The sequence below is a fragment of the Agrobacterium sp. 22-214-1 genome, assembly GCF_053522465.1.
The window spans coordinates 344,779-368,895 of the sequence record NZ_JBNWCK010000004.1 but is presented as its reverse complement, the minus strand read 5'-3'; the positions used below and the strand labels follow the sequence as shown (position 1 = coordinate 368,895).

The 24,117-nt window shown below is 59.9% G+C and carries 20 protein-coding genes; 8 read left to right on the top strand and 12 right to left on the bottom strand.

The features are described from left to right. The first annotated feature begins 75 nt into the window (after positions 1 to 75). Genes ACQZ5G_RS17770 through ACQZ5G_RS17760 form a run of 3 tightly spaced genes read left to right on the top strand, consistent with a single transcriptional unit; the run spans position 76 to position 3,671 of the window. The gene (locus ACQZ5G_RS17770; RefSeq protein WP_448739291.1) at positions 76 to 1,635 is read left to right on the top strand and encodes a sugar ABC transporter ATP-binding protein; all 1,560 of its coding nucleotides are present in this window, start codon (positions 76 to 78) and stop codon (positions 1,633 to 1,635) included. A 58-nt stretch (positions 1,636 to 1,693) separates the two neighbouring features. Then, on the top strand, positions 1,694 to 2,668 hold the full coding sequence (locus tag ACQZ5G_RS17765) for an ABC transporter permease (RefSeq protein WP_003524141.1): 975 nt from the start codon (positions 1,694 to 1,696) through the stop codon (positions 2,666 to 2,668). 1 nt (position 2,669) lies between these two features. Next, positions 2,670 to 3,671 (top strand): ABC transporter permease, encoded by a 1,002-nt coding sequence (locus ACQZ5G_RS17760; protein WP_448739290.1) that lies wholly within the window; start codon positions 2,670 to 2,672, stop codon positions 3,669 to 3,671. 74 nt (positions 3,672 to 3,745) lie between these two features. Here ACQZ5G_RS17760 and ACQZ5G_RS17755 read toward each other — a convergent pair whose 3' ends face one another. Then, entirely contained in the window at positions 3,746 to 5,164 is a 1,419-nt protein-coding gene (locus ACQZ5G_RS17755; RefSeq protein ID WP_448739289.1) for an LLM class flavin-dependent oxidoreductase, read from the bottom strand. A 415-nt stretch (positions 5,165 to 5,579) separates the two neighbouring features. Here ACQZ5G_RS17755 and ACQZ5G_RS17750 point away from each other — a divergent pair, with 415 nt between their 5' ends. From ACQZ5G_RS17750 to mgrA, 3 genes are all read left to right on the top strand, one after another. Beyond that, a complete protein-coding gene (locus tag ACQZ5G_RS17750; RefSeq protein WP_448739288.1) occupies positions 5,580 to 6,848 on the top strand; it encodes an SfnB family sulfur acquisition oxidoreductase in 1,269 nt (422 codons plus the stop codon). A gap of 10 nt (positions 6,849 to 6,858) precedes the next feature. Then, positions 6,859 to 8,121: an SfnB family sulfur acquisition oxidoreductase gene (locus ACQZ5G_RS17745; RefSeq protein WP_003524137.1), complete on the top strand. Its 1,263-nt coding sequence runs from the start codon at positions 6,859 to 6,861 to the stop codon at positions 8,119 to 8,121. Positions 8,122 to 8,209: 88 nt separating this feature from the next. Next, the gene (mgrA, locus tag ACQZ5G_RS17740; protein WP_448739287.1) at positions 8,210 to 9,253 is read left to right on the top strand and encodes an L-glyceraldehyde 3-phosphate reductase; all 1,044 of its coding nucleotides are present in this window, start codon (positions 8,210 to 8,212) and stop codon (positions 9,251 to 9,253) included. 68 nt (positions 9,254 to 9,321) lie between these two features. Here the strand turns inward: mgrA and ACQZ5G_RS17735 are convergent, their stop codons facing one another. The 4 genes from ACQZ5G_RS17735 to ACQZ5G_RS17720 form a co-directional block, all read right to left on the bottom strand. Further along, positions 9,322 to 10,575 carry an LVIVD repeat-containing protein gene (locus ACQZ5G_RS17735; RefSeq protein WP_448739286.1) on the bottom strand — a complete coding sequence of 418 codons (1,254 nt, stop codon included), beginning with the start codon at positions 10,573 to 10,575 and terminating at the stop codon, positions 9,322 to 9,324. Positions 10,576 to 10,642: 67 nt separating this feature from the next. Then, complete coding sequence (locus ACQZ5G_RS17730; protein ID WP_448739285.1) at positions 10,643 to 11,689, bottom strand: substrate-binding domain-containing protein; 1,047 nt, start codon at positions 11,687 to 11,689, stop codon at positions 10,643 to 10,645. A gap of 32 nt (positions 11,690 to 11,721) precedes the next feature. After that, positions 11,722 to 12,756, bottom strand: coding sequence for an ABC transporter permease (locus ACQZ5G_RS17725; protein WP_003524133.1), 1,035 nt, complete (start codon positions 12,754 to 12,756; stop codon positions 11,722 to 11,724). Continuing rightward, positions 12,756 to 14,237, bottom strand: a complete 1,482-nt coding sequence (locus ACQZ5G_RS17720; protein ID WP_003524132.1) for a sugar ABC transporter ATP-binding protein — start codon at positions 14,235 to 14,237, stop codon at positions 12,756 to 12,758. The genes ACQZ5G_RS17725 and ACQZ5G_RS17720 overlap by 1 nt, the downstream gene beginning before the upstream one ends. A 368-nt stretch (positions 14,238 to 14,605) precedes the next feature. On the opposite strand from ACQZ5G_RS17720, the gene ACQZ5G_RS17715 reads away from it, so the two are divergent. Further along, the gene (locus ACQZ5G_RS17715; RefSeq protein WP_003524131.1) at positions 14,606 to 15,652 is read left to right on the top strand and encodes a substrate-binding domain-containing protein; all 1,047 of its coding nucleotides are present in this window, start codon (positions 14,606 to 14,608) and stop codon (positions 15,650 to 15,652) included. Between the two features lie 90 nt (positions 15,653 to 15,742). Here ACQZ5G_RS17715 and ACQZ5G_RS17710 read toward each other — a convergent pair whose 3' ends face one another. Further along, positions 15,743 to 16,063, bottom strand: a complete 321-nt coding sequence (locus ACQZ5G_RS17710) for a 4Fe-4S dicluster domain-containing protein (RefSeq protein WP_003524036.1) — start codon at positions 16,061 to 16,063, stop codon at positions 15,743 to 15,745. After that, positions 16,063 to 17,679 carry an FAD-dependent oxidoreductase gene (locus ACQZ5G_RS17705; RefSeq protein ID WP_003524035.1) on the bottom strand — a complete coding sequence of 539 codons (1,617 nt, stop codon included), beginning with the start codon at positions 17,677 to 17,679 and terminating at the stop codon, positions 16,063 to 16,065. The genes ACQZ5G_RS17710 and ACQZ5G_RS17705 overlap by 1 nt, the downstream gene beginning before the upstream one ends. Before the next feature lie 89 nt (positions 17,680 to 17,768). Between ACQZ5G_RS17705 and ACQZ5G_RS17700 the strand changes: the two genes are divergently transcribed. Continuing rightward, complete coding sequence (locus ACQZ5G_RS17700) at positions 17,769 to 18,575, top strand: phosphate/phosphite/phosphonate ABC transporter substrate-binding protein (RefSeq protein WP_003524034.1); 807 nt, start codon at positions 17,769 to 17,771, stop codon at positions 18,573 to 18,575. On the opposite strand, the gene ACQZ5G_RS17695 is transcribed toward ACQZ5G_RS17700, so the two are convergent. The 5 genes from ACQZ5G_RS17695 to ACQZ5G_RS17675 are packed head-to-tail and all read right to left on the bottom strand — an operon-like array spanning position 18,557 to position 23,917. Next, positions 18,557 to 19,534 carry an oligopeptide/dipeptide ABC transporter ATP-binding protein gene (locus ACQZ5G_RS17695; protein WP_448739284.1) on the bottom strand — a complete coding sequence of 326 codons (978 nt, stop codon included), beginning with the start codon at positions 19,532 to 19,534 and terminating at the stop codon, positions 18,557 to 18,559. The genes ACQZ5G_RS17700 and ACQZ5G_RS17695 overlap by 19 nt on opposite strands. Beyond that, positions 19,531 to 20,505 (bottom strand): ABC transporter ATP-binding protein, encoded by a 975-nt coding sequence (locus ACQZ5G_RS17690; protein ID WP_003524031.1) that lies wholly within the window; start codon positions 20,503 to 20,505, stop codon positions 19,531 to 19,533. The genes ACQZ5G_RS17695 and ACQZ5G_RS17690 overlap by 4 nt, the downstream gene beginning before the upstream one ends. Beyond that, positions 20,502 to 21,335, bottom strand: a complete 834-nt coding sequence (locus ACQZ5G_RS17685; RefSeq protein WP_448739283.1) for an ABC transporter permease — start codon at positions 21,333 to 21,335, stop codon at positions 20,502 to 20,504. The genes ACQZ5G_RS17690 and ACQZ5G_RS17685 overlap by 4 nt, the downstream gene beginning before the upstream one ends. Continuing rightward, a complete protein-coding gene (locus tag ACQZ5G_RS17680) occupies positions 21,332 to 22,312 on the bottom strand; it encodes an ABC transporter permease (RefSeq protein ID WP_448739282.1) in 981 nt (326 codons plus the stop codon). Before ACQZ5G_RS17680 ends, ACQZ5G_RS17685 begins: the two co-directional genes overlap by 4 nt. Before the next feature lie 42 nt (positions 22,313 to 22,354). Further along, on the bottom strand, positions 22,355 to 23,917 hold the full coding sequence (locus ACQZ5G_RS17675; RefSeq protein WP_448739281.1) for an ABC transporter substrate-binding protein: 1,563 nt from the start codon (positions 23,915 to 23,917) through the stop codon (positions 22,355 to 22,357). Between the last annotated feature and the right edge of the window lie 200 nt (positions 23,918 to 24,117).

Genomic DNA, 24,117 nt, shown 5'->3' with positions numbered 1-24,117 from the left:
CATGACGCGGTGCGTTGTTCCGCGTCTGTCGGGATCTGCCCAGAAATCTGAACCGCCGTATATGGAGAGTTTGCCGTGGCTGTCGCAACATATCAGGGCCATCCAGTCGAGTCCTGCGAGACGGACGACATCATTTGTCTGCGCGATATTACCAAATCCTTCGACGGCGCGCAGGCACTCTCCGGTGCGTCGCTTGCCGTGCGTCGCGGCACTGTTCACGGTCTCGTTGGCCAGAATGGCGCCGGCAAATCGACTCTCATCAAGCTGCTGGCGGGTTTGTACGGGGTGGATGGCGGTTCGATCGAGATCGACGGAAAATCCCATGATCGGTTGACGCCACATCTCGTGGAAAAGCTCGGTGTTCATTTCATCCATCAGGACCGGTTGCTGGTGCCGACATTCACGGTCGGCGAGGCGCTTTTTCTGGCGCGTGAACCACGTATCAGGGGAACGCCGCTTCTTGACCGTGCTTTGATGCGCCGCCGCGCCGCGGAGGTTCTAGAGCGCTACTTCGGTGTGCGGCTGCCTAACTCGGCGTTGATTTCCGATCTTTCGGCGGCGGAAAAACAGATCATCCAGATCACGCGCGCGCTGCTCGACAATCCCAAAGTGCTGGTGTTCGACGAACCCACCGCAGCCCTGGTGCGGCGCGAGGCGGAGCTGCTGTTTGCACTTATCCGCCGGCTACGGGAGGAAGGTATAACCGTCATCTATATCTCGCACTATCTCGGCGAGATCGTCGATATCTGTGACAGGGTGACGGTTTTGCGCAATGGCCGCGATGTGGCGACCCTTTCGGTCGCCGAGACATCGGCAACTGAAATCGGCGCGCTGATGGTCAATCGTGACATCGCCGAGTTTTACCCCAAGCCCGATATCGTTCCGGGCGGAAATCTTCTTTCCGTAAAGGGTCTTTCGCTTGCCGACAGATATTCGGATGTCAGCTTCACCTTAAGACAAGGTGAGGTACTCGGCCTCGCCGGATTGGTCGGTTCGGGCGCAAAAGAAATCATCCGCACCCTTTTCGGGCTTGAGACGGCCTCGTCCGGAACCATAGAAGCGGGCGGCAAGACGATATCTGCCGCCAGCCCGGCATATGCGGCGTCGCGGCGTCTCGCACTCGTTCCCGAGGATCGCCGCCGCGATGGTGTCGCGCTCGATCTCACCGTTGCTGAAAATACCACCCTTGCCAGTCTCGGGCGTTTTTCCCGTCTTGGATTCCTTAGGAAAACGGACGAGCGGCGGCAGACGGACGATCTGATAAAGCGGTTGCAGATAAAAACGGAAGGGCCGGACGCGCTCGTCAGGACCCTTTCCGGTGGCAACCAGCAGAAGGTCGCAATCGCCAAATGGCTGAGCCGTCAATCGGAAATCTATCTTCTCGATGAACCATCAGTCGGGGTCGATATCGCCGCCAAGGTTGAAATCTACACGCTGATCGGCGAACTCGCGGCGCGTGGTGCCGGCGTCATCGTCCTTTCCTCCGATATCGACGAGCTTCTGGGGATAACGGATCGGGTCCTGGTCTTTTTCCGCGGACAAATCACACGCGAGTTCATTTCGAAAGACACACGGCAGGAACAAATTCTATCGGAGGTCACAGGTGCTTCGGACGCCAATACTCACAGTCGCTGACGCCGCGTCCACCGCGCCTCGCGATTTGAATTTCCCGCAACAAGCGCCCTTTCGGTTTTTGCGCGACAGCAATATCCGTCGAGGGCTTGCCGCCGTTGCCCTGCGCGGCGGCGCGCTTGCGGTCTTCATCGCGGTTTTTGTCTTCTTTTCGCTAGCGGCGCCGTTTTTCCTGTCGGTAGGCAATATCGGTAACGTGCTGGCGCAGTCGGCCATTGGCGGCGTTCTCGCCATCGGGCTGACGATCGTGATCATTGCCGGCGGTTCCAACGTCGTGACCGGCGGCATCGATCTGTCGCTGGCCGCGAATATGGGACTGAGCGCTGCGGTTTACGCAACTCTGTCCCAGGCCGGATATGGCGATGCCGCAGCCGCTGCGGGAGCCCTGGGAACCGGGGCCGCAATCGGCGCCGTGAATGCGCTCGCCGTCACGGTGGTCGGCATCGTGCCGCTTCTGGCGACGCTGGCGGTGATGAATGTCGTGGCCGGGCTCGAACTGGTTCTGACGCAGAATACCGTGATCCCGGCCTCCACCGATTTCCTCTCGGCGCTCTCCGCGAGCGGTCCCGCCGGAATACCGGTGCTGGCCTATGTGCTCATCCTTTTTGCGGGGCTGGTTACGGCGGTGGTACAATATACGCCTTTGGGGCTGCGCCTTTATGCTGTGGGTGAATTTCCCGAAGCGGCACGGGCTGCGGGGCTGCCGGTAAAATCCTTCGTGGCTGGCGCATTCGTGGCGAGCGGTCTGTTCGGGGGCTTCGCAGGCATATTATCCGTATCCTATCTCAGCGGCAGCACCACCGGGTCGGGTGAGATGCTGTTGCCGGTGGTAGTCACTGCGCTTCTCGGTGCCGTCTTTTCACGCCGTCTGGTGCCGACCGTGACCGGAACGCTGCTATCGGCTCTCTTCGTCGGTTTTCTGGTCAACGGCTTTCAGCTTCTCAACATTTCCAGCACGCTGGTAAGCGGCGTTCAGGGTCTGTTGATCCTGCTTGTCGTGTCAGCCACGACCCTTTTGCGTCGGGAGAACCGGTAAGATGTCATCTGTCGCCACCGATTCGCATGATAAAACCACGATCATTCCGATCCTGCGGGCCGCGGCGCGCTTTACGCTGCCATCGGCGCTGCTGATCGTGTTTGCCCTGTTTGCAACGCTTGCGCCAGGATTTCTGACCGCGACGAACCTCATCAGCGTGCTGGTCAACAACTTCGTCCTGCTGGCGATCGTTTCCATCGCCATGACCTTCGTCGTGGCCTCAGGCGGAATCGATCTTTCCGTCGGGGCCGCCATCGATTTTGCAGGTTTCGCCTTTGTGTCGCTGGTCCTTGCCGGGCAACCGGTGGCAATAGCCGCGTTGGCAGGTCTTGCGGCCGGTGCGCTGGTTGGCGTTTTTAACGCTATTCTCATTGCTGGCATCGGCATTTCGCCGTTCCTCGCTACGCTCGGCACCCTGTTCGTTGGCCGCAGCATTCAGCAATTGCTGACCAATGGCGGCAATCCTGTCTATCTGCCTCCCGCCGGCGTGCCGGAAGCCTTTCGGTTCCTCGGCCACGGAAACCTCTTCGGTGTCTCTGTTTCACTGGTTGTCGCGTTTGCTGTCGTCGTCGCTGCCTGGATCATCCTGTCCGGAACGCGCTTCGGTCGCGTCGTCGTTTCTTCCGGAATCCAGGCCAGTGTCGTTCGCTATTCGGGTATCCGGCTCTCCGGTCATGTGGCGGCGGTCTATGTCCTGGCAGCTGCTGTTGCCGCCATTGCGGGGCTCATCATCACCTCGACGGTTACCGTCTACATTCCGTCATCCGGCAACGCCTTTCTGCTGAATGCGATAGGCGCCACCTTCATCGGTACGACGCTTGATCAGAGGGGCCGGCCGAATGTGCCTGGCACCGTTCTCGGCGTTCTGCTGCTCAGTATCGTCGCTAACGGTCTTCTGCTGTCCGGCCTGAATTTCTATTGGCAGCAGGTCGGTACGGGCCTCCTGATCTTCCTCGTGCTCGCCATCGGCTTTGCCAATCGCAAGGCGGCCGCACACGCGTGAACCGCCCCGGTAGGGACGGCGCATGATGATGAGGCCCTGAGATCGAAGGCGTGTAACGCCCGGGATGGGTCGTTTCAGACCGCAGCACTCCTTGGCGCGGTACTGGCCGCTTCCGCCTCTTCCCGTTTGATCGCTTCAATGTCGCGATAGCGGTTGGCTGGATGATTGGCCGCCAGATAGTCGCCATCGCCGAAAAGCTTTTCCCGGAGTGTTCCCGGCTTGTACGCCGTCGGATAGACGCCGCGTTTCTGTAGTTCCGGTACGATATAGCCCACCACATCCTCGAAACTGTCGGGTGTCACCGCATAGGCGAGGTTGAAGCCGTCGACATCCGTATCGTCCACCCATTCCTGAAGAATATCGGCGATACGGGAAGGGGAGCCAACAAAAACCGGCCCCAGGCCGCCGATGCCGCCGAACTTCGCCAGTTCGTCGATCGTCCAGGATTTGTCGCCGCCGGCTATGTGCTCGACGAAGGAATGGATCGCATTGGTTTCGACCTTCCTGACCTGATCTGTCGGTGCATATTGGCCGAAATCGATACCGCTCCAGCCGGACATGAACACCAGCGAGCCGTCATAGGAGACATAGTCCCGGTATTCCTCGAATTTCTTTTGCGCCCTTTCATCCGTCTCGTCGGTGATGATGGTGACCAGCGTGTAGATGTAGACCTTTTTGGGGTCACGCCCGGCTTCGGCAACGCGGCGGCGGGTCTCCGCGACGTGCTGTTTGAGAACCGATCTGGTCGGGGCAGCCACGAAGATGCATTCTGCGTGTTCAGCGGCGAAGGCCTTGCCGGGACCTGAAGCACCCGCCTGATAGAGAACGGGGGTACGCTGCGGGGAAGGTTCGCTCAGGTGATAGCCCGGCACCTCGAAATATTTGCCCTTGTGGCCGATTTCGTGAACCTTGGTGGGATCGGTGAAGATGCGCCGGTCACGGTCGCGCAGAACCGCACCTTCTTCCCAGCTTCCCTCGAAAAGCTTGTATAGCACTTCGATATATTCTGCGGCGACTTCATAGCGGTTGTCATGGCGGCGCAGGCCACCCTGGCTGGTATTCTTCGCCCCGCTTTCGAGATAGGAGGTTACGACATTCCAGCCGATCCGCCCTTTGGTATGGTGGTCGGCGGTGGAAAGCCGGCGGGCGAATGTGTAGGGATGCTCGAACGAGGTGGAGGCGGTAATGCCGATCCCCAGATGTTCCGTCGCCAGCGCAATGGGTGCGGCGAGCTGCAGCGGATCGTTTACCGGTATCTGTGCGGCCTGATGAAGGGCGTGATAGTTCGAACCCTTGTAGACATCGTAATAGCCGATGACGTCGGCGATGAAGATACCGTCGAACACGCCGCGTTCCAGCGTTCGGGCCAGATCCTGCCAATAGTCGAGATCCTTGTATTTCCAGGATTTATCGCGTGGATGCGCCCAAAGTCCGGGCGACTGGTGGCCAACGCAATTCATGTCGAAGGCATTGAAGCGGATGGTCTTGCTCATGCTGAACTCCCGGATGTGTCGCAGCCGAGGATAAAGAGCGCAGCAGGTGGGCGACAGTTTCCTGATATTTTTTATAGACTAATCAGAGGAATAAAATTGCGCGGCGGGCGGGAAAGGCAGCAGCCTCATCCCGAGCCCCCCGTAAGGGATGAAGTGCGTGCTGGTATGAAACGGTGCCACAGGAGATAGAGCGCTTTCTGCGTCGACGGTGGGAACACTTGGCTCGCCCCCCTGCCTAGGGGTAGATATTTCAGTTCTCCGCCAGTTCCCTGCTCTTCCTCACATCTTTTATTTTTTCCGGACTACAGAGAAAAACCTTCCCTTTTTTAGAGCATAAAAAACATAGAATTACTGTTCAGTACCGTGCGGTGTGCGATGCTCACGCCATCCATTCATAGTGTTTGCGAGGCGTCCCATGGGCACGATTTCCGAGACCAAGATCGACTATAGTGTTCATCCGCGTGTCAATTCTGCCGACCCGATCTCGCCGCGTCCGCGCCCTGCGACGCCGGCGCACATTGTTTCCTCAGACGCGGAAGCGATAGAAATTGCGCAGCGGCTGGCGGAGAAATTCAGGGTCGGTGCGGCGCTGCGGGATCGCGAAGGTCTGTTGCCGATCGACGAACTGGACGAATATTCCCAGAGCGGCCTGTGGAGTATCAACGTTCCCAGGGCCTATGGCGGACCGGAAGTGTCTTACGCCACTCTCGCCAAAGTCATTTCAACGATTGCGGCAGCCGATCCCGCGATTGCCCAGATTACCCAGAATCATCTGGCAATCGTCGCCACGGTCGAACTGGACGGCACCGAAGAACAGAAGAAGCGGTTTTTCGGCTGGGCGCTCCAGGGCATTCGTTACGGCAACGCTTTTTCGGAACTGAAAAGCAAGACCGTCGCCGATTTCGAGACGAAAGTGGTCCATGACGGCGACAGCGTCATCGTCAATGGCGAGAAATTTTATACGACCGGAGCCCTTCTCGCGCATATCGTGCCGATTGTCGCTCTCGACGAGACGGGGCAGGGATATCTCGTTTTCGCCGACCGTGATGCTGCCGGCCTGACGGTGACCAACAACTGGTCGAGCTTTGGCCAGCGCACCACGGCATCGGGATCGGTGAAGATCGAAAATGTCCGCGTTTCGAAGGAGAGGGCGGTGAAGGTCACGTCCTTCGATCATCCCACCATCGGCGGCCCGGTCTCGCAGATCATCCAGTCGGCAATCGATGTGGGCATCGCAAGGGGAACGATCGACGACACCATCGCCTTCATCGGCAAACACAGTCGCCCTTGGCTCGACAGTGGCAAGCAGACGGCGGGCGAAGATCTCTTCACCATTGCCGCCATCGGTGATCTTAAAATCCGCCTGCACGCAGCCGAGGCTCTTCTGGAAATCGCCGGTCATAGCATCGATGCCGCAAAGCGGAATACGACGCTTGAAACCGTTTCAGAGGCGACGATCAGGACCGGGGAATCGAAGGTTCTGACCACCGAGATTGCCATTCTGGCGACCAACAAGCTCTTTGAACTTGCCGGCACCCGTTCGACGCTTGCCGAGCACGGGCTTGACCGGCACTGGCGAAACGCCCGCGTTCACACGCTGCACGATCCGGTGCGATGGAAATATTTCCATGTCGGAAATTATTATCTGAACGGCGCGCATCCCCCGCGCCATGCCTGGAATTGAGGCCGTTTCGATGACAACGACTGACCGGAAGCTGCATCGCGAGGCTGCGTTGACCTCGGGAAAGCCCGCGCCGCATATTCCGCCGCGCCGGACGAAGGCCCATATCATAAAAGACGATGCCGAGGCCATTGCCGTGGCCGAAGAACTGGCGCGCGTCTTTGCCGCCGGGGCCGCCGAACGTGACCGGGAGCGGCGACTGCCGCTCGCCGAGATCGAGCGTTTCTCGCAAAGCGGGTTGTGGGCCATCACCGTACCGAAAGATTATGGCGGTGCCGGCGTTTCGACGGTGACGCTCGCGGAAGTGACCGCGATCATTTCCGCCGCCGATGGCAGCATCGGGCAAATTCCGCAAAACCACTTCTACATGGTGGAGGCGTTGCGGCTTGCGGGCAGCGAAGAACAGAAGCGGCATTATTTCCAGCGCATTCTCGAAGGAGACCGGCTGGGCAATGCTTTCACTGAAATCGGTACAAAAACACCGGTAGATTACAGAACACATTTTGCCGGGCGGGATGGTCGACTGCTGTTGAACGGACAGAAGTTCTATTCCACCGGCTCTCTTTTCGCCCATATTATCGTCGTCGTCGCCAAGGGGCCTGATGGGCGGGTGAACATCGTCTTTATCGACCGTGCAACAGCTGGTCTTTCCCTGGTCGACGACTGGACCTCTTTCGGCCAGCGCACGACGGGCAGCGGTACTGTGACATTCGACGATGTCGAAATCACGCCATTCCAGGTCGTGGATCACGATGTCGTCTTCGAGCGGCCGACACCCATGGGACCTTTCGCGCAGATCATTCATGCCGCCGTTCAGGTTGGCATCGCGCGCGGTGCGCTGGCGGAAACGATTTCCTATGTTCGCGCCCATGCCCGCCCGTTTTTTGAGCTGAGCATCGAGCACGGTTATGAAGACCCGCATACCATCCATGCGGTCGGAGACGTTTCCATCCGCGTGCATGCGGCTGATGCGCTTCTGGCAAGAGCAGGCCGCATCCTCGACAGTGCGAGTGCAGCGCCAGACGAAAAAACGGTGGCAGCGGCCTCGATCGCTGTGGCGGAGGTCAAGTCGCTCGGTACGGAAGCGGCGCAACTCGCTTCGACGAAGCTCATCGAACTCGGCGGAGCGCGATCCACGCTCGAAAGCTACGGGCTAGATCGCTACTGGCGCAACGCCCGGACACATTCGCTGCACGATCCCGTTCGCTGGAAATACCACCACATCGGCAACTTCTATCTGAACGGCGCGCTGCCGCCACGACATGGGGCCATCTAGCGTCCGGTTTCAAACCAGAAATCTCCCATCCGAGCCGACGATCATCGATCGCCGGACGGCCATTCAACGCCATCAGGAAACAGCGACCATGACGTATCATCCAGAACCCAACCGTTACGAAGACGCCACCTTCCGCCGTGTGGGGCGCAGCGGCCTGAAACTGCCGGCAATTTCCTTTGGTCTCTGGCACAATTTCGGCGATACGACGCCACTGGAGACGCAGCGCTCCATTCTTTTCAAGGCTTTCGATCTTGGTATCACGCATTTCGACCTCGCCAATAATTACGGTCCACCCGCCGGCAGCGCGGAAGTGAATTTCGGCCATATATTGAAACAGGATTTTGCCGGTTACAGGGATGAGCTGATCATCTCCACCAAGGCCGGGTGGGACATGTGGCCCGGCCCCTATGGGCGCGGCGGCGGCTCGAAAAAGGCACTGCTTTCCAGCCTTGATCAGAGCCTGAGCCGGCTGGGGTTGGATTATGTCGATATTTTCTACTCCCATCGTTTCGATGCGGAAACGCCGCTCGAGGAAACCGCCGATGCGCTGGCGCAGGCCGTCCGTCAGGGCAAGGCGCTCTATGTCGGTGTGTCTTCCTATTCCGGTGTTAAGACGCGTGAAATTGCGGCTCTGCTGAAAGAGCGTGGCGTACCGCTTCTCATCAACCAGCCCGCCTATAATCTCTTCAACCGATGGGCCGAAAAGGACCTGTTCGACGCGACCGACGAGGTCGGCGCAGGCGTGATCGCGTTCACGCCGCTGGCACAGGGGTTGCTGACCAACAAATATCTTGATGGTGTGCCGCAGGATGCGCGCGTCAACCGTCCGGGCGGGGATTTCCTGAAGCCGGAACATCTGAAACAGGAAAATATCGAGCGGGCTCGTGCACTGAACGAAATTGCCAAAAATCGTGGCCAGTCACTGGCGCAGCTGGCTATCGCCTGGGTGCTGCGCGACCAGCGCGTCACATCGGCGCTGATCGGTGCAAGCTCCGCCAGACAGGTGGAAGAAAACGTCGCGGCGCTCCGGAATCCGTATTTCACGGCGGAAGAACTGGCGGAAATCGATCGCTACGCCGTAGAAGGTGGTATCAATCTGTGGGAAAAACCATCCCACGACGAAGCAGTCTGATGCATGTGCTTTGTAAGCAATCGCCCGGGCTTTCCCCGGGCGGTTTTTCTTGTCAGGTCACGTCGACCTCAACCGCCATATTCGATGATTTCAAGCCCGGCATTGTAATCGGTCGCGTAGATCAGCCCATTGGCGTCAACAAAGACATCGGCCGACTGGATGACCTTCGGCCGGCCCGGTCGGCGGTCCGTCATCGTTGTCGGTCCCGCGGGAACGAGGGCGCCGGTTTCAACGGGACGATGGGGATCGGAAATATCAAAAGCGCGGATGCCGGCATTCTGCCAGGTGGCGAAGATCAGCGTTTCCGACACGAAGGATCCCGGCCGGTTTTCATGCAGGTTGTGCGGGCCGAAATGACCCCCCTTTTTCCTGTAATCGATCTCGTTGGGGATCGGGAATGTCGAGATACTGACCGGGTTTTCCGGGGCACGGATATCGAAAATCCAGGTATGCTTGCGCCCGTCCTCCTCGTTATCAAGCACCGCCTCATCGGCAACGACCAGCAGTTCGCGGCCGGGTAGGGGAAGTGGAGAATGGGTGCCGCCGCCATAGGGTGGTGACCAGTTGCGGTGTGCGATGAGTTTGGGAGCGGAATGATCGCTGACATCGAGCAGGGTCAGGCCGCCATCGCGCCAGCAGGCATAGGCGGTATCGCCATGCACCAGAGCGTGATGCAGGGCATATCGTTTTCCCTCGCCCCATGCCGGTTTTTCACCCTCGGCCGTGTTCATGCCCGGCAGCCACCAGCGGCCCAGTAATTGCGGCTTTGCCGGATCGGCAAGATCGATGGTGACGAAGATATAGTCGGAAAAACCATCCAGCAGCGCGGAGGCATAGGCATAACGCCCGCCCACATACCACAGGCGATGGAAACCGATGCCGTCGACATCCAGCTGCCCGATTTTCCGGGGCTTGTCGGGTGTCGAGATGTCGAACACGGTCATGCCCGCGGTCCACACCCGCTCCCTTTTTTCCGCAGCGACCGTCTCGCCGACCGATTTGGTGTAATAGGCCTTTTCGTCGGTGAAGGACTGGACATCGGCGAAAAGATCGAGCGCGTTGATGACCAGCAGCAGGTCATCATGGGTCTGGAGATGAATGTTCCAGGTGTTGGCCGGGGCCTGCACGTAGTTGACGACGAGAGGGTTTTTGGCATCGCGGACGTCGATGATCGAAAAACCCTGCGACCACGGATGCGCCACATAGGCGTAACCGCGATGCACCATCAGTTGCAGGCCATCGCCACGGCCGCCGATGTCACTATGACCGATGAGTTTCATGTTGCGGGCGAAATCAGGTGTCGGGAGGTCTGGGGCGGGCATGGTCTGCTCTTGCTTTTTGACGGGAAAAGCGCCGCCTGTAAGTGGCGGCGCATCTTTATAAAGGCGATCAGTGCTTGACGGCGGGGATCCAGGCGGCGGTAGCCGCATCGCTTTTCAGAAACGCCGGAAATTTTTTCTGCAGATCCTCGATGGTGCCGATGTCGTTCTTCACCAGATCGTCACGGGTGATGAGGGTCGGCTGCAACAGGACCGACCGGCCGGGGAACTGACCGGCGATCGAAAGCGAGACGGCGCGGACCGACACTTCGCCGACGACGGCGGCGTTTGTTGCGGCGGTGGCGACCCAGGCGCTGTCGGGCTCGGTGATGAGCTGGATGTCCGCCGTCGAAATATCGACGCCGTAAATCTTCACCTGCTGTGACAGGCCGAGTTCGTCGATGGCGAGCTTTGCACCCTTGGCGAATTCATCCCAGGGGGTGAAGATGACGGAAATATCCGGATTGGCGCGCAGAATGGCTTTCGTCTGGTCTGCGACGGAGGCCGGCACCGTATCGTTGACGACGCCCCAAACGGCCTTTTCCTTCAGATTGTGTTTAGCGATGAAGTCCTTCCACACGGCGTAACGCCGGTCGAGAGGCGCAAAGCCGGCGACATAGACGGCACCGCCGACGAAGCCGTCACCCTTGTCCTTCACGGCCTGATCCAGAACGAGCTTGGCCATGTCCTTGTCACTCTGCTCGATCTGTGGAATTTGCGGATTCTCGAGGTCCACATCATAGGCAACGACCTTGATGCCCTTGTCGAGCGCCTTTTGCGCCACGTCCTTCAGCACTTCCGGACGGCCGTTATTGATGATGATGCCGTCAACGCCGAGATTGATGGCCTGCTCGACGAGGTTTCTCTGCGTGTCGTTGTCGTTGCGGGCCTGGGAGACGGTGAGTTTGACGCCCAGCGTATCTGCCTGCCGCTTCACGCCCGCCTCGAAAGCCTGCAGCCAGTCACCGCTGCCGAGGAAGCTGACGACGGCGATGTTGACGGTCTTCTTGTCGAAGGGGGCCGGGGCACCTTCGATGCCGGCGGAAAAGGCGCTGGTGGTGGAGATGAGGGTAAGCGAAATGACGGCCGCAGCCAGTTTCTTGACGGTCTTGAACATGGTTTCCACTTCTCTGGACGGGTATTGAAAGGTCAGATTTTCGAGCGGGCAACGCCGTAGGTCAGCGCCAGTGCGCCAACCAGAACGGCACCCTTGATGAAGTCCTGTGTGTAATAAGGCGCGTTCAGCATGGTGAGGCCATTGAGTAGCACGCCGACGAAAACGGCGCCGACAAGCGTGCCGAGAACGTTCGGGCGGCGCAGCGCCAGAACCGCAAAGCCGATCAGCGCGGCGGCAACCGAATCCATCAGTAGCGAAGCGCCGGAGGAAACGTCACCCCGGCCGACGCGGGCGGCGACGATAATGCCGCCGAGCGCCGCGAGCGTGCCGGAAAGCACATAGGCGAAGGTCTTGATCCTGTCGACATTCGCACCGGCAAGCCGTGCCGCCGTTTCATTGCCGCCGGTGGCGTAGATAAGGCGGCCCAACCTCGTTTTTTCGGTCAGAATGAACAGAACGATGGCGACGATGGCCATCACCACCACGGGCAGGGGGATGAAGCCGAACAGGCTGGAGCGCCCGATCGTCAGGAAGGCTGGATCGTATTTGCCGCTGGCCGTCGAGCCGTCAGGCAGGATAAGGCCGACGGAGATGGAGCGGCCGGCCGTCGGGATGAGCTGGAGGCCGGTCAGCAGGAACATGGTGGCGAGCGTTGCCAACAGATCCGGCACCTTGAGCCTGACGATCAGGAAAGCATTGGCAAGGCCGACAAGCGCGCCGAAGGCCAGCACCAGCGGCACCGTTTGCCAGGCGTTCAGCCCAAGCACGATCATTGCATAACTCGCGGCCATGACGCTCGATGCCGCCACCGCCCCGACCGACAGGTCGAAGCCGTTGATCGCAAGCGTGACGCTGACGCCCGCGCCGATGATGGCGACGACGGAGACCGCCTGCAGGATGCTCATGAGATTGTTGATGTTGATGAAGGCGGGCTGTGCGAGCGAGAAGCCGACGACCATCGCCGTGAGCAGCAGGAAAACCGCGCCGCGTCTTATCGCGTTTCTGAGGGTTTCCAATGTCGCCGCTTCTTTTGACTGTTCTGAAATTTCCCGGGTACCATCGACCATCAGGCAGGTTCCTTGTGAAGATGCGGCGTTTCGGCATCATTGGTTTGTTCAAGAAGGGTGTGGCTGTCCATCACCAGCACCCGGTCCGCCACCTCATGGGCTTCCTCAGGGTCGGATGTGGCGATGAGCGTGGCGCGTTCCGAATGGCGGCGAATGGCGGCGATGATATCCTGCCGGGCGCCGACATCGACGCCCTGGAACGGTTCGTCCAGCAGGAGCAGGCGGCTGGGCTCGGCTTCCCAGCGGCCGATGACGACCTTCTGCTGGTTGCCGCCGGAAAGCGACCAGACGGAGGCGTCGGCCGATTGCGCCTTGATCGACAGGCGCTGGATAGCTTTCCGGCCTTCCTCTTTTTCCCGGTTGGATAGCAGGAAACCGGAGGGATACCATCGTCTGAGATGCGGCAGGCTGATGGTTGCGGCAATGCTTTCGCCCGGCCAGTCGGTATGGATGAAGGAAGACCTGTGCCTGTCTTCGGCGGCCATCACCACGCCGGAGGCGATTGCTTCGGCGGGGCTGCCCGGCGCATAGGCCTTTCCATCCAGCAATGCCTGTCCGCCCGAGAAGGCGCCAAGACCGAACAGCGTGGACAGAAGACGGCTTTTGCCGGCGCCGAGAACGCCGGTGATGGCAACCACCTCTCCCTCCCGAACGGAAAGGGAAAAGGGTACGCCGTCCGGCAGCAGACGCGTATCCTCCAGCCGCAGCACCGTCTTTTCGAAATCGCGTCGCCGGTCCGGCCGTGCTGCATTCAGTGAGCGGCCGATCATGGTTTCAATGGCGGCGTTGAAATCGACAGGCCGCACAAAGGAGCCGACATTGCGCCCGCCCCGCAGGATTTCGACCCGGTCCGCGAGCGCTTCGAGGTCGGTGGTCCGGTGCGAAATATAGAGAACACCGATCCCGCGCGCTTTCAGGGAGCGCACGAGATCGTAAAGACGGGCGGATTCGCGGGCAGACAGGCTGGCCGTCGGTTCGTCCAGAATGATCAGCCGGGCCTTGTTCGCCAGCGCGCGGGCAATTGCAACCTGCTGCCGGTCGGCTGCACTCAGCGTTTCGAAATCCCGGTCGAGCGGCAGATAGAAGCCGGTTTCGGAGAGAATGGCTGCGGCCTGCCGGCGGACCGATTTTTTCGACAGAAAGAAGGGGTGACGGCCATCGACGAAATGGTTGAGCAGCAGCGCGTCCGCGACCGTCAGGCCAGGAATGCCAACAACATCCGTCGATTGATGCACTGTCACGATGCCCTGCGAGGCCGCATCCGCCGGGCTTTGTGGCGAAAATGGCTTACCTTGCCATATCATCGTTCCGGCATCGGGCCGATAAAGCCCGGATAGGATTTTGACGAGTGTGGATTTTCCAGCGCCATTCGCACCCATCAGCGCGACGACTTCACCCGCTTCAATGGTAAGATGGGCATCGGTGAGTGCCTTCGTGGACCCGAAGGCATGCGAGATATTTTGAACGTCGAGAAGGGGCATGTGCGGAAATCCATTCTGTAACAGTCCAGTTTGGTCATAGTTTTGCGGTGGCAAACAAGAATGGGCTTTCTATTGTGTCGACAAAGCATGGAATAAATTTCCCCGCTTGCCGGCTTGTGATCCAACATTTTGAAATTCATCAATTTTTCGCCTTATCGGCCATCGGACGTCAGTTGCGCTTACAAGCCACGGGCGGAAGCGCGCGCCGCCCCGGTCATGAACAAAACCTCTCCCTGCGCGCGTCTCGCAGACAAAAGAAAACTCGTTATCCCAAGCAAAATAGCAATTTTAAACCCATAAAATCGATGGATTATATGCTCTTAATTTGATGGCTTATGCAGCTGCCATCCAATTGGAGAAAAATCCCGATGTCTTTGAAACCCGGTTATCTCGCCCTTGCGCTTTTGCCTTCGCTGCTGGCCGCCGGGGCGGCGGGCGCGGAAGGATTGAAAGGCGCCCCCGATCCTTTTGACAAGGGCGGCGTCAAGATTGCGCTGATCAGCTATATTTCCGCCGGCGATTTTTTCCAGGCCTATCAGTCGGGTGCGGAGGCGCAGGCCACGGCACTGGGCGCCGATCTGCGGATATTCCCCGGCAGGCAGGATGCGGCCCAGCAACGCGAGCAAATCCTGCAGGCGATCAATCTGGGTGTTAAGGCCATCATCATCGACCACGGCCAGCCGGAATCGTTGACGGATGTCGTTCAGCAGGCGCTGGACAAGGGCATCAAGGTCGTCGCTTTCGATGTGAACCTCAATAATCCGAAAATCCCGCAGGTCGAGCAGTCGGATCATCGTCTGGCCGAGCTGGCGCTGGATCAGGCCGTGAAGGATAACGGCACGAAGTTTGAGGCCGGCTACGCCTATGTGGCGGGCTTCGCGCCGCTCGACCGCCGTAACGAGGTGTGGGACAAGGTGAAGGCGGCCAATAAGGGCATTGTCGAGAAAGCCCGTTTCGGCACGGTCAGCGATACGACCGCGGCGGCCACAGCGGACCAGGCCAAGGCGGTGTTGCGCGCAAACCCGGAAATCTCGGTGATTTTTGCACCCTATGACGAGTTTGCCCGCGGCGTAAAACTGGCAACGGCCGATCTCGGCATCAGCGATAAAATCAAGATTTATTCCGCCGATATCTCCACGGCCGACATTCAGGAGATCATTGAGCCGGGCAGCCCGTGGGCGGCGACTGCGGCGACCAATCCGGCTGTCGTCGGTGCTGTGTCGGTACGCGCCGCCGCACTCGAGATCGCTGGCGAGACCGTGCCGAGAAACATCGTTGTTGATCCGGTTCTCGTTACGCAGGAGCAGTTACGGGCGGCAGACGTCAAAACCATCGACGAACTCGCGAAGAAAATTCCCGCTTTCTCGACCAGCACAGCCGCAACGGCCAGCTGGATACCGGCAGCAGCCTTCTGAACTGTCTGGAGACATGGATATCGGAAGCGCCCCGGCCCGCCGTGCCGGGGCGGCTTCATTTCTGGATATGCCAGAGGAGTGCCGTCGAGGTCATTGGGGAAGACGAAAGTGATCGTCGATGTGGCGGCGTTGGCGCGTATCCTTGTGCCAGCCGATCGCCTTTCTGTAACTGCCGAAGAGATTGCTCGCCCGCACACTCTCCACTGTCAGGCCGTGCACGGTCTCGGCGTCCGGATCGACGTAAAGAGCATCCACCGGGCAATAGGCCTCGCACATGAAACATGTCTGGCAGGAATCCTGCCGCAGTATGACGGGCGGGCCTTCCGGCATCGCCTCGAAGACATTGGTGGGGCAGACCTGAACGCAGAGATTGCAGTCCGTGCAGGCGTCTTTATCCAGAACCTCGATCATTATTCTGCCGCCTCCTTGTAAATACCGGGATCAACGGTTTCCCGCCGGATGACGGTTGCATCGAGGCCGCTCAGAATGAGCCGGTGATGCTGGGCGGCATCCTGCTTTGGAAAATCGTCGCGCCGGTGCATGCCGCGTGTTTCCGTGCGCGCCAAAGCCGCGCGATACATGAAGCGTGCAGTGGCGACCATTGCCTGCGCCTGGCGCAGCGACAATATCTGGCTGTCATCGGCAGCTGTTGCCGTGGCGACCCTGTTCCACAAAGCATCAAGCCGCGCCAGTGCTGCTGAAAGGCCGGAATGGGTGCGGAAATAGTTGATATCGAGGGGAAAAACCTCGTCCTGCACCGCCTTGATGATGGCCGCTGGGTCGGTGGGCTCCCGATGTACTGCGATCTGGGCTATGGGATGCGGAAGATCGCTTTCCGGCAGTTTCGCCTTCTCGCGGGCAAAGGCCGCGGCGGCTGCGCCGGCGAAGGCGCCCGTGGAAATCGCCCAGGCCGCATTGTGGCTGCCGCCGCCGGTGAAACCGCCACAGATTGGCTCGCGAGTGGCATTGTCGCCGGCGGCATAAAGCCCGGCAACCGTCGTCGCGCAGTCAAGCCCGGTCAGCCGCAGCCCACCCGTGCCGCGCACTGTGCCCTCAAGCCGAAGCTTGACTTCAAAGAACTCGGTGAAGGGATCAATGCCGCGCCGGTCGAACGGCACGAAGAAATTCGGCTGGGCGCGCCGCAGGATCGTCTTCACTTCGTCGGTTTCGGCAAGATCGAGCCGAGCATAGACGGGTTGCGAAAGCAGGGTGCGGGCGATGATCGAGCGACCCTTGGCGGAGCCGGCGCCTTCTATCAGGCTGTGGTCCTTGTGGTAAAACTGCGCGAAACGGTAGAGGGCCGTTTTTGTGATCGAGGCGAAGGCTGGTGAAATCGCATAGGCCGAAGAGAATTCCATGCCTGAGAGTTCTGCACCCGCCTCGGCGCCCATTAAATAGCCATCCCCGGTCAAAACATCACAGCCGAGCGCCTTGCTCATGAAGGCGCAGCCACCCGTTGCCAGCACCACCGCACCGGCGGCGATGCGCCAATGCCCACCCTGTTGTCGTCGCAGGCCGGTTGCGCCAACGACGCGCCCGCCTTCTGTCAGCAACCCGGTTGCGGGGTGATGATCGAGAATGGTGACGCCGGCATTTTTCACCCGGCGACGCAAAAGCCGCATATATTCCGGTCCCTGAACGGAGATGCGCTGCTGCTCGCCTTTGTCGTCGCGAGGGAAGGGATAGCCCCAGTCCGCCAGCCGGTTGACGCTTTCGAAAGTCTTGTCGAGGACCGGCGCCATCCATGACCGTTCGGAAAGATAGCCGCCCATCGCCTCGCGGCTTGCCATGGCCGCGTTCCGCGCGGCCTCATCCGGTGGCACATACCAGATCTGCGTGCCGGCCGAGGCCGTTGCGCCGGAACTGCCGCAATAGCCCTTGTCCACCAGAACAACCCTTGTTCCCGCACCGGCGGCTTCCATCGCCGCCCAGCAGCCGGCCGGACCGCCGCCGATGACAAGCACGTCGCATGCGATATCGGTTGCGGCTGAGGGCGACGAATGGGCCTCTTCCAAAGGCAGGCTCATGGCAGGTTTCCTTTCCATGAAGAAATCGCATTGCGATTTAAATCTATGTATTGCATAGGTTTTTGAGTTGCTTCTCCGGAGTTCCGCCCATGCCGCTCGCCAGCCTTGCCATGTATGCCAGCCCTTCGCCGGTCAAGGAGGCGACGGCGCTGTTCTGGGCGGCGTTGGGCAAGCGTCTTCGTGCCGGTGGCATTGATGCGCCGGAGGCTCTGGATGATGAAATCCGCTATGATGAGGCTTGGTTGCGGCCGGATCTGCTGTTTGGTCAAACCTGCGGCTATCCTTATGTGCGACACTTGCGCGGCAAGGTGCAATTGGTGGCAACCCCGGTCTATAACCTGCCCGGCTGCGACGGCCCGCTCAAATGTAGCTTCATCATCGTCAATGCGGCGTCGCCGGCGCGGTCGATCGAAGAGCTGCGGGGCGCCCGGGCTGCCATCAACGAGCCGGGCAGTAATTCCGGCTATAACCTCTTCCGTGCTTTCGTGGCGCCACATGCAAGGGACGGCCGGTTTTTTTCTTCCGTGCAGGAAACCGGCGGCCATCTGGCAAGTATCGATGCGGTTTCCAGCGGAAAGGCCGATGCCGCTTCCATAGACTGTGTCACCTTCGGCAATACCCTTCGTTTCGACCCGCAACGGGTTGCAGGGGTGCGCATCCTTGCCGAAACTGCCAGGGGACCGGGCTTGCCCTTCATCACGGCCGCTGCGACACCGGCAAGGGAGCTGGTGGCCCTGCGGCGTGCGCTGGCGGAGACCATTGCCGACCCCGAACTTGCAGGCGTCTGCGATATGCTTTCTTTGCGCGGCATCAGCCTGCTTGGCGATGCCGATTATGAAATGCTGGCCGAGCTTGATAGGGGTGCCGCGCGTCATGGTTATCCCGTTATCGCCTGAGGCAGGGCTTCCGCTTTCGCCATGAGCGGGAAGTGGCAGGCGACGCTGCGGCCGGATGAGCCGGCGGAAAGAAGCGGTGGAACCTCGCTTGAGCAGCGTGGGCGCGCCAGCGGACAGCGTTTGTGAAAACGACAGCCGGAGGGTGGATTGCCCGGGCTTGGCAATTCTCCGGAAAGCACGATGCGCTCACGCCGGCGGCCGGGATCGAGTGTGAGATTGGCCGAGAGCAGTGCCTGTGTGTAGGGATGCGCAGGACTGTGAAACAAGTCGGCCGTCGGCCCGCTCTCGACGATCTGACCAAGATACATCACGGCGACGCGATCGGTGACGCGGCCGACGACATTGAGATTGTGGGAGATGAGCAGATAGCTGAGCTTCAGGCGATCCCGAAGCACGCGCAGGAGATTGAGCAATTCGCCCTGAATGGAGATATCGAGGCCAGCCGTTGGTTCATCGGCGACGATGATCGAAGGTTCGGCGGCAAGCGCCCGCACGAGCGCAACGCGCCGGGCCTGCCCGCCGCTCAGCTGATGCGGATAGCGTGAAAGAAGCTGCTCGCCGAGGCCGATGCTTTCCGCGAGGTCAGAGATCCGCGCCCAGCTCTCGGCGGAGTGCACCCCGCGTATTTGTAGCGGTTCAGCCAGAAGCGCACGCACTTTCATGCGCGGAGAAAGTGAGGCGGCGGGGTCCTGGAACAAGAGCTGGATACGGCGCTGCAGATCGTTGCGGCGCTTGGTTGCTTTCGTATCCAGCGTTTCTCCGGCAACCGAAAGCGTACCGGCAGCAAGCGGCTGAAGCCCGACGATGGCCCGGGCAAGGGAAGATTTTCCGCATCCGCTTTCCCCGACAAGGCCAAGGGTTTCGCCGGGGAACAGATCCAGTGACACGTTATCGACGGCGGTCAGCCGGTCATAGCGGATCACCGCATTCTTCAGTGAGAGGGCAGGGGTGCTCATCATGCCACCTCCAGCCAGCAGAAGAAGGTCTGCCTGCCACCAGCCTGCCGACGCGGTGGCTTTTCCACGCAGCGATCGTGACGGGAGGGACAGCGCTCGGCGAAGATGCAGCCTTGTGGCCGGTGAGAGGGATCGGGAACCGTACCGGGAATCGTAGCAAGATCCTGCAGGCGGTCGAAGGCGGCGTAAGGGTCGATCTCGCAGTTGAGCAACGCGCGGGTATAGGGATGGTGCGGGCGATGCAAGACGTCCGCCACCCGGCCGCTTTCCACCACTGTTCCCGCATACATCACGATGACGTTGTCGCAGAGTTCGGCAATCAGCCCCATGCTGTGACTGACGACCAGCATGGAAGCGACAGTGCGTTGCCGCAGCCGATGCAGCATTTCTACCACCTGCGCTTCAACCGTTGCGTCAAGCGCGGTCGTCGGCTCATCGGCAATCAAAAGCTTCGGTTCGACCAGAAGCGCCATGGCGATGACAACACGCTGTCGCATACCGCCTGAGAATTCGTGCGGATAGCGGTGCATGCGCTGGGCAGCATCCTGCAACCCCACATCGGAGAGCACCGCTTCCGCCCGCGCCCAGAGCGCCCGCCGGCTTTCCTTTGGAAATCTTCGGCGCTGGATATCGACGAGCTGGGTGCCGATCGTGAACATGGGGTTTAGCGCGGTCATGGGGTCCTGAAAGACCATGGCTATATCAGTGCCGCGCAGCCTTGCTGTTTCCCCTGATGCCAGGTTTGTCTCGCGTCCGTCAAAGGCCGCACGGTTTGCCGAAATTTCCGCATTATCGGCAAGCAGGCCGAGCAGGGTGAAGGCGACCGTTGACTTGCCGCTGCCGCTTTCTCCTACGAGGCCGACGGACTGGCCGCGACCAATAGTGATATCGACGCTGTCGATGATATGCGCGCTCCGACCGGCACTTTTGTAAGACACGTTGAGGTTTTCGATGAGGACGAGGGCATCTGTCACAGGCTTTTCCTCAGCTTCGGGTCGAGTGTGTCGCGCAGGGCTTCACCCAGAAGCGCAAAGCCGAGTGTTGCGAGGATCAGCGCCAGACCGGAAAAGGTGGCGAGCCAGACCGACTGGTCGAGATAGGTGTAGCCGTCGTTGAGCAGGTTGCCCCAGCTTGCAAGCGGCGGACGCACGCCAAGCCCGAGGAAGCTCAATCCCGCCTCGATGGTAATGACGACGGGAATATCCATGCACGCCAGCACGAAAATCGGGCCGATGATGTTGGGCGTGACGTGATGGAGGACGACCCGCCAGGTCTGGGCGCCGAGAACCCTTTCCGCCTCGATGAAGGGGCTGTTGCGGATTGCGATCGTCTGGGCGCGGGCGACCCGGCCGAAATGTGGGATGAAGACGATGCTGACCAGCAGAACGACATTGCCGAGACCCGGGCCGAAGACTGCGACAAGCGCCAGAGCAAGGATGATGCTCGGAAACGACGTCACGACATCAAAGACGCCGACGATAAAGAGGTCGACGACGCGTGAGGAGAGGGCAGCCGCCACACCCAGTGCGACACCCGTTGTCAGCGAAATGGCGATGACGGAGAGAGAAATGCCGAGCGCTATCCGCGCGCCGTAGATAAGTCGGCTCAATATGTCGCGGCCGAGATGATCGGTTCCGAGAAGATGTTGCAACGACGGGTCCATGAACCGGCTGGCCGGCGCGATCGCGTTCGGGCCATAAGGCGCGATCAGCGGAGCAGCGATTGCCACGAGACAGAGCAGCGTGACTGCAAAGAGCGCAAATGTGCCGCCGGGCCGACGGGAAAGATCGTGGAGGACGGTCATTGCTGTTGCCTTCCAGAGACGAGCCGGGCGCGCTCGCGCGGATCGAGCAGGCTTTGCGAAAGGTCCGCAATGAGATTGGTCAGGACATAAAGCAGCACGATGATAAAGACGCCGCCCTGGACCACCGGATAGTTGCGGGTGCGGATGGCGTCATAGATGAGCGAGCCGAGACCGGGACGATTGAAAATGACTTCGGCAAAAACTGCCCCGCCCAGCAGTTCGCCAAACCCCATGCCGAGCACCGCGATTGTGGGCAATATTGCTGGTTTGAGAGCGTATTTCACCAGAATTTTCGTCTCGCTGACACCATAGGCCCGCAGTGTGCGGATCTGGTTTTCACCTAGCACCTCCAAAAGGGAGGCACGCAGCAGCCGGGCGATATAACCGATCCAGCCGGCGGCAAGCGCCGCTGTCGGCAGGGCGAGATGCCATAGCTGGTCGCCGATGTCGCCGTTCGTTCCGGCGCCCAGCACCGGAAACCATCGCAGTTTTACCGAAAACATCATCAGGAGGAACACCGAGACGACAAAGCTTGGCGTCGAGATGAAGCCGACGCTCAGGAATGCGATAAGCCGGTCCGCCCTGCCGCCCGGCCAGCGGGCGGAGACAAGCGCAAGCGGCACGCCGAGCGCGATGGCACAGAGCATGGCGGAAACGGCCAGCGCCGCCGTGTTCGGCAAGGCTGCCGCAACAAGGGCGATAACCGGGCGACCGTTGAAAACATCTTCGCCGAGATCGCCGGAAAGCAACCGGCCGAAAAAGGCAAACACCTGCTCGATCAGCGGCTTGTCGAGACCGATGCGGGCGTTGAGCGCCGCCACTGCCTCGGGCGTTGCGCGTGAACCGAGGATCACCGTTGCGGGATCGCCGGGGATCAGCCGTGTGAGCGCCATCAGCAATACGACGGAGCCCGCCACGGCGAGAAGCGCCGTAACGAGCTTGAAGGTGAGGTGAATGTGCAGGGATGCGCTCCTCATCGCAGCGCATCCCTGTCGGTCATTGAGAAAACACGCACCGGATCAGGCCGTCGCTTCCGTAAAGGCTGTATAGAGCCAGTTATTGCCATTCGGAAGAACACCGGGCTTCAGCCATTTTCGTGAGGCAAAAGCATTCAGATTATGCGTGATCCAGATGAAGGCCGCAGATTCGTCGAGCAGCTTCTGCGCCTCGATGTAAATCTTTTCACGCTCAGCGGGATCGACCGTGACGCCTCCCTTTTCATGCAACGCATCGTAATCGGCGTTTTTCCAACGCTGCCAGTTCCATTGGCCGACCTGCGCCGAGGTGAACCATTGAGTCTGAAAACCGGGGTCGAACTTTCCGTTGAATTTGACGAGCGAAAGTTCGAGATCCTTGCTGGCGTCGTTTTTGCCGAGCGCCCAGTAGGCGGCGGATTCCAGCGCCTCGATCTCGACCTCGATGCCGACTTCGGAGAGGTTGGCCTGAATGATCTGGGCAATCGCCTCATAACGTGCCGTTGCTTCGATGGTGAGCCTGGTCTTGAAACCACTCGCGTGGCCGGCTTCGGCAAGCAATGCCTGCGCCTTTTCCAGGTCTCTTGCGTAGACCGGAGCCTCTTTCCAGTATCCGAGCAGGCTTGGCGCAAGCAGCGAATTGGCGCGTGGATAGATGCCGGAATAGGCACCCTGCAGGATCGCGTCGATGTCTACGGCATAACGGATCGCCTGACGGACGCGGATGTCGTTAAAGGGAGCCTTCTCGATATTGGGCCCGAACCAGACATAGTCGATGGCCGGAATTTCCGTCACGCTTGCATCCGGCAGGTTCGCGAGCGCCTTGCCACTTTCAGGGTCGATCGCGGTGAAGTCGATCTCGCCGGACTGGAAGGCGATTTCCGAGGTCTTCTGCTCTCCGATCGGCTTGCCGACGATCTGCTGGAAGTGCGGCTTGATCGGTCCCTTGTAATCGGGGTTGATTTCCAGAGTAAAGTGCTCACGCGGAACCCATTCCTTGAGAACGTAGGGGCCGCTGCCGATCAGTTTCGTGGCGATATTCTTGCCGAGCGCTTCGAAAGCCTTTTTGGAAATGATCCGGCCAGATCCATCAGCGAGCGCGATCGTGTAGAGTGCCGGTGCCGGCTGCTTCAGGATGATGCGGCCTTCGAGGGGGCTGGTGATCTCGACACGATCAAGGGCTGACCAGTCCTTGGCGTAGGTAACGGGCTTGCCTTCGGCATCCGGCTTGAGGAAACGCTCGAAGGAGAATTTCACGTCTTCAGCGGTCAGTTCGCCATAGCCGTCGGTAAATTTGAGCCCGCTGCGCAGTTTGAAACGGATTTCGGTGTCGCTTACCTGTTCCAGCTCTTCTGCGGCATCGAGTTCCCAGTCCGTCGAGCCCGGCTTGAAGGAGATCAGGCCCTGCTGCACTGACCAGAGGACGTTAAGATCGATCGGGCCTGAACGATTGGCCGGATCGAGGTTTGAAAGGTCTTTCTCGACGCGGACGACGATCCTGGAGCGGTCGGCATTGGCAAAAACGGGATGAACGCCGCCAAGAGCGACAAGACCTGCGATGGATGCGCCGCCGAATAGCACCTGCCGGCGTGTGGTGTCGAATGTCAAGAAATGGCCCTCCGCTATGAAGCGCCTGCCAGCATGAGGCGGGCAGCGCTCCTCAATTCGATGGAGGGATTAAAGCCAATAACCTACAAATTTTATAGAATAAATATTTTCCGTAGAACTCTGTTGCAAAACCATTTTTCCCTTTTTGTCGTCTCCGCTGTAAAGCCGTGCGGCGCGGCCTCCGGCGCCTAGCTTTATAG

Bases quoted from the DNA above. Each gene is read 5' to 3' on its own strand.
- ACQZ5G_RS17705 (WP_003524035.1), bottom strand. From the start codon at position 17,679: ATGAGCCTGCCTTTGGAAGAGGCCCATTCGTCGCCCTCAGCCGCAACC.
- ACQZ5G_RS17750 (WP_448739288.1), top strand. From the start codon at position 5,580: ATGGGCACGATTTCCGAGACCAAGATCGACTATAGTGTTCATCCGCGT.
- ACQZ5G_RS17760 (WP_448739290.1), top strand. From the start codon at position 2,670: ATGTCATCTGTCGCCACCGATTCGCATGATAAAACCACGATCATTCCG.
- ACQZ5G_RS17735 (WP_448739286.1), bottom strand. From the start codon at position 10,575: ATGCCCGCCCCAGACCTCCCGACACCTGATTTCGCCCGCAACATGAAA.
- ACQZ5G_RS17700 (WP_003524034.1), top strand. From the start codon at position 17,769: ATGCCGCTCGCCAGCCTTGCCATGTATGCCAGCCCTTCGCCGGTCAAG.
- ACQZ5G_RS17695 (WP_448739284.1), bottom strand. From the start codon at position 19,534: ATGATGAGCACCCCTGCCCTCTCACTGAAGAATGCGGTGATCCGCTAT.
- mgrA (WP_448739287.1), top strand. From the start codon at position 8,210: ATGACGTATCATCCAGAACCCAACCGTTACGAAGACGCCACCTTCCGC.
- ACQZ5G_RS17680 (WP_448739282.1), bottom strand. From the start codon at position 22,312: ATGAGGAGCGCATCCCTGCACATTCACCTCACCTTCAAGCTCGTTACG.
- ACQZ5G_RS17745 (WP_003524137.1), top strand. From the start codon at position 6,859: ATGACAACGACTGACCGGAAGCTGCATCGCGAGGCTGCGTTGACCTCG.
- ACQZ5G_RS17755 (WP_448739289.1), bottom strand. From the start codon at position 5,164: ATGAGCAAGACCATCCGCTTCAATGCCTTCGACATGAATTGCGTTGGC.
- ACQZ5G_RS17725 (WP_003524133.1), bottom strand. From the start codon at position 12,756: ATGGTCGATGGTACCCGGGAAATTTCAGAACAGTCAAAAGAAGCGGCG.
- ACQZ5G_RS17685 (WP_448739283.1), bottom strand. From the start codon at position 21,335: ATGACCGTCCTCCACGATCTTTCCCGTCGGCCCGGCGGCACATTTGCG.
- ACQZ5G_RS17710 (WP_003524036.1), bottom strand. From the start codon at position 16,063: ATGATCGAGGTTCTGGATAAAGACGCCTGCACGGACTGCAATCTCTGC.
- ACQZ5G_RS17730 (WP_448739285.1), bottom strand. From the start codon at position 11,689: ATGTTCAAGACCGTCAAGAAACTGGCTGCGGCCGTCATTTCGCTTACC.
- ACQZ5G_RS17715 (WP_003524131.1), top strand. From the start codon at position 14,606: ATGTCTTTGAAACCCGGTTATCTCGCCCTTGCGCTTTTGCCTTCGCTG.
- ACQZ5G_RS17720 (WP_003524132.1), bottom strand. From the start codon at position 14,237: ATGCCCCTTCTCGACGTTCAAAATATCTCGCATGCCTTCGGGTCCACG.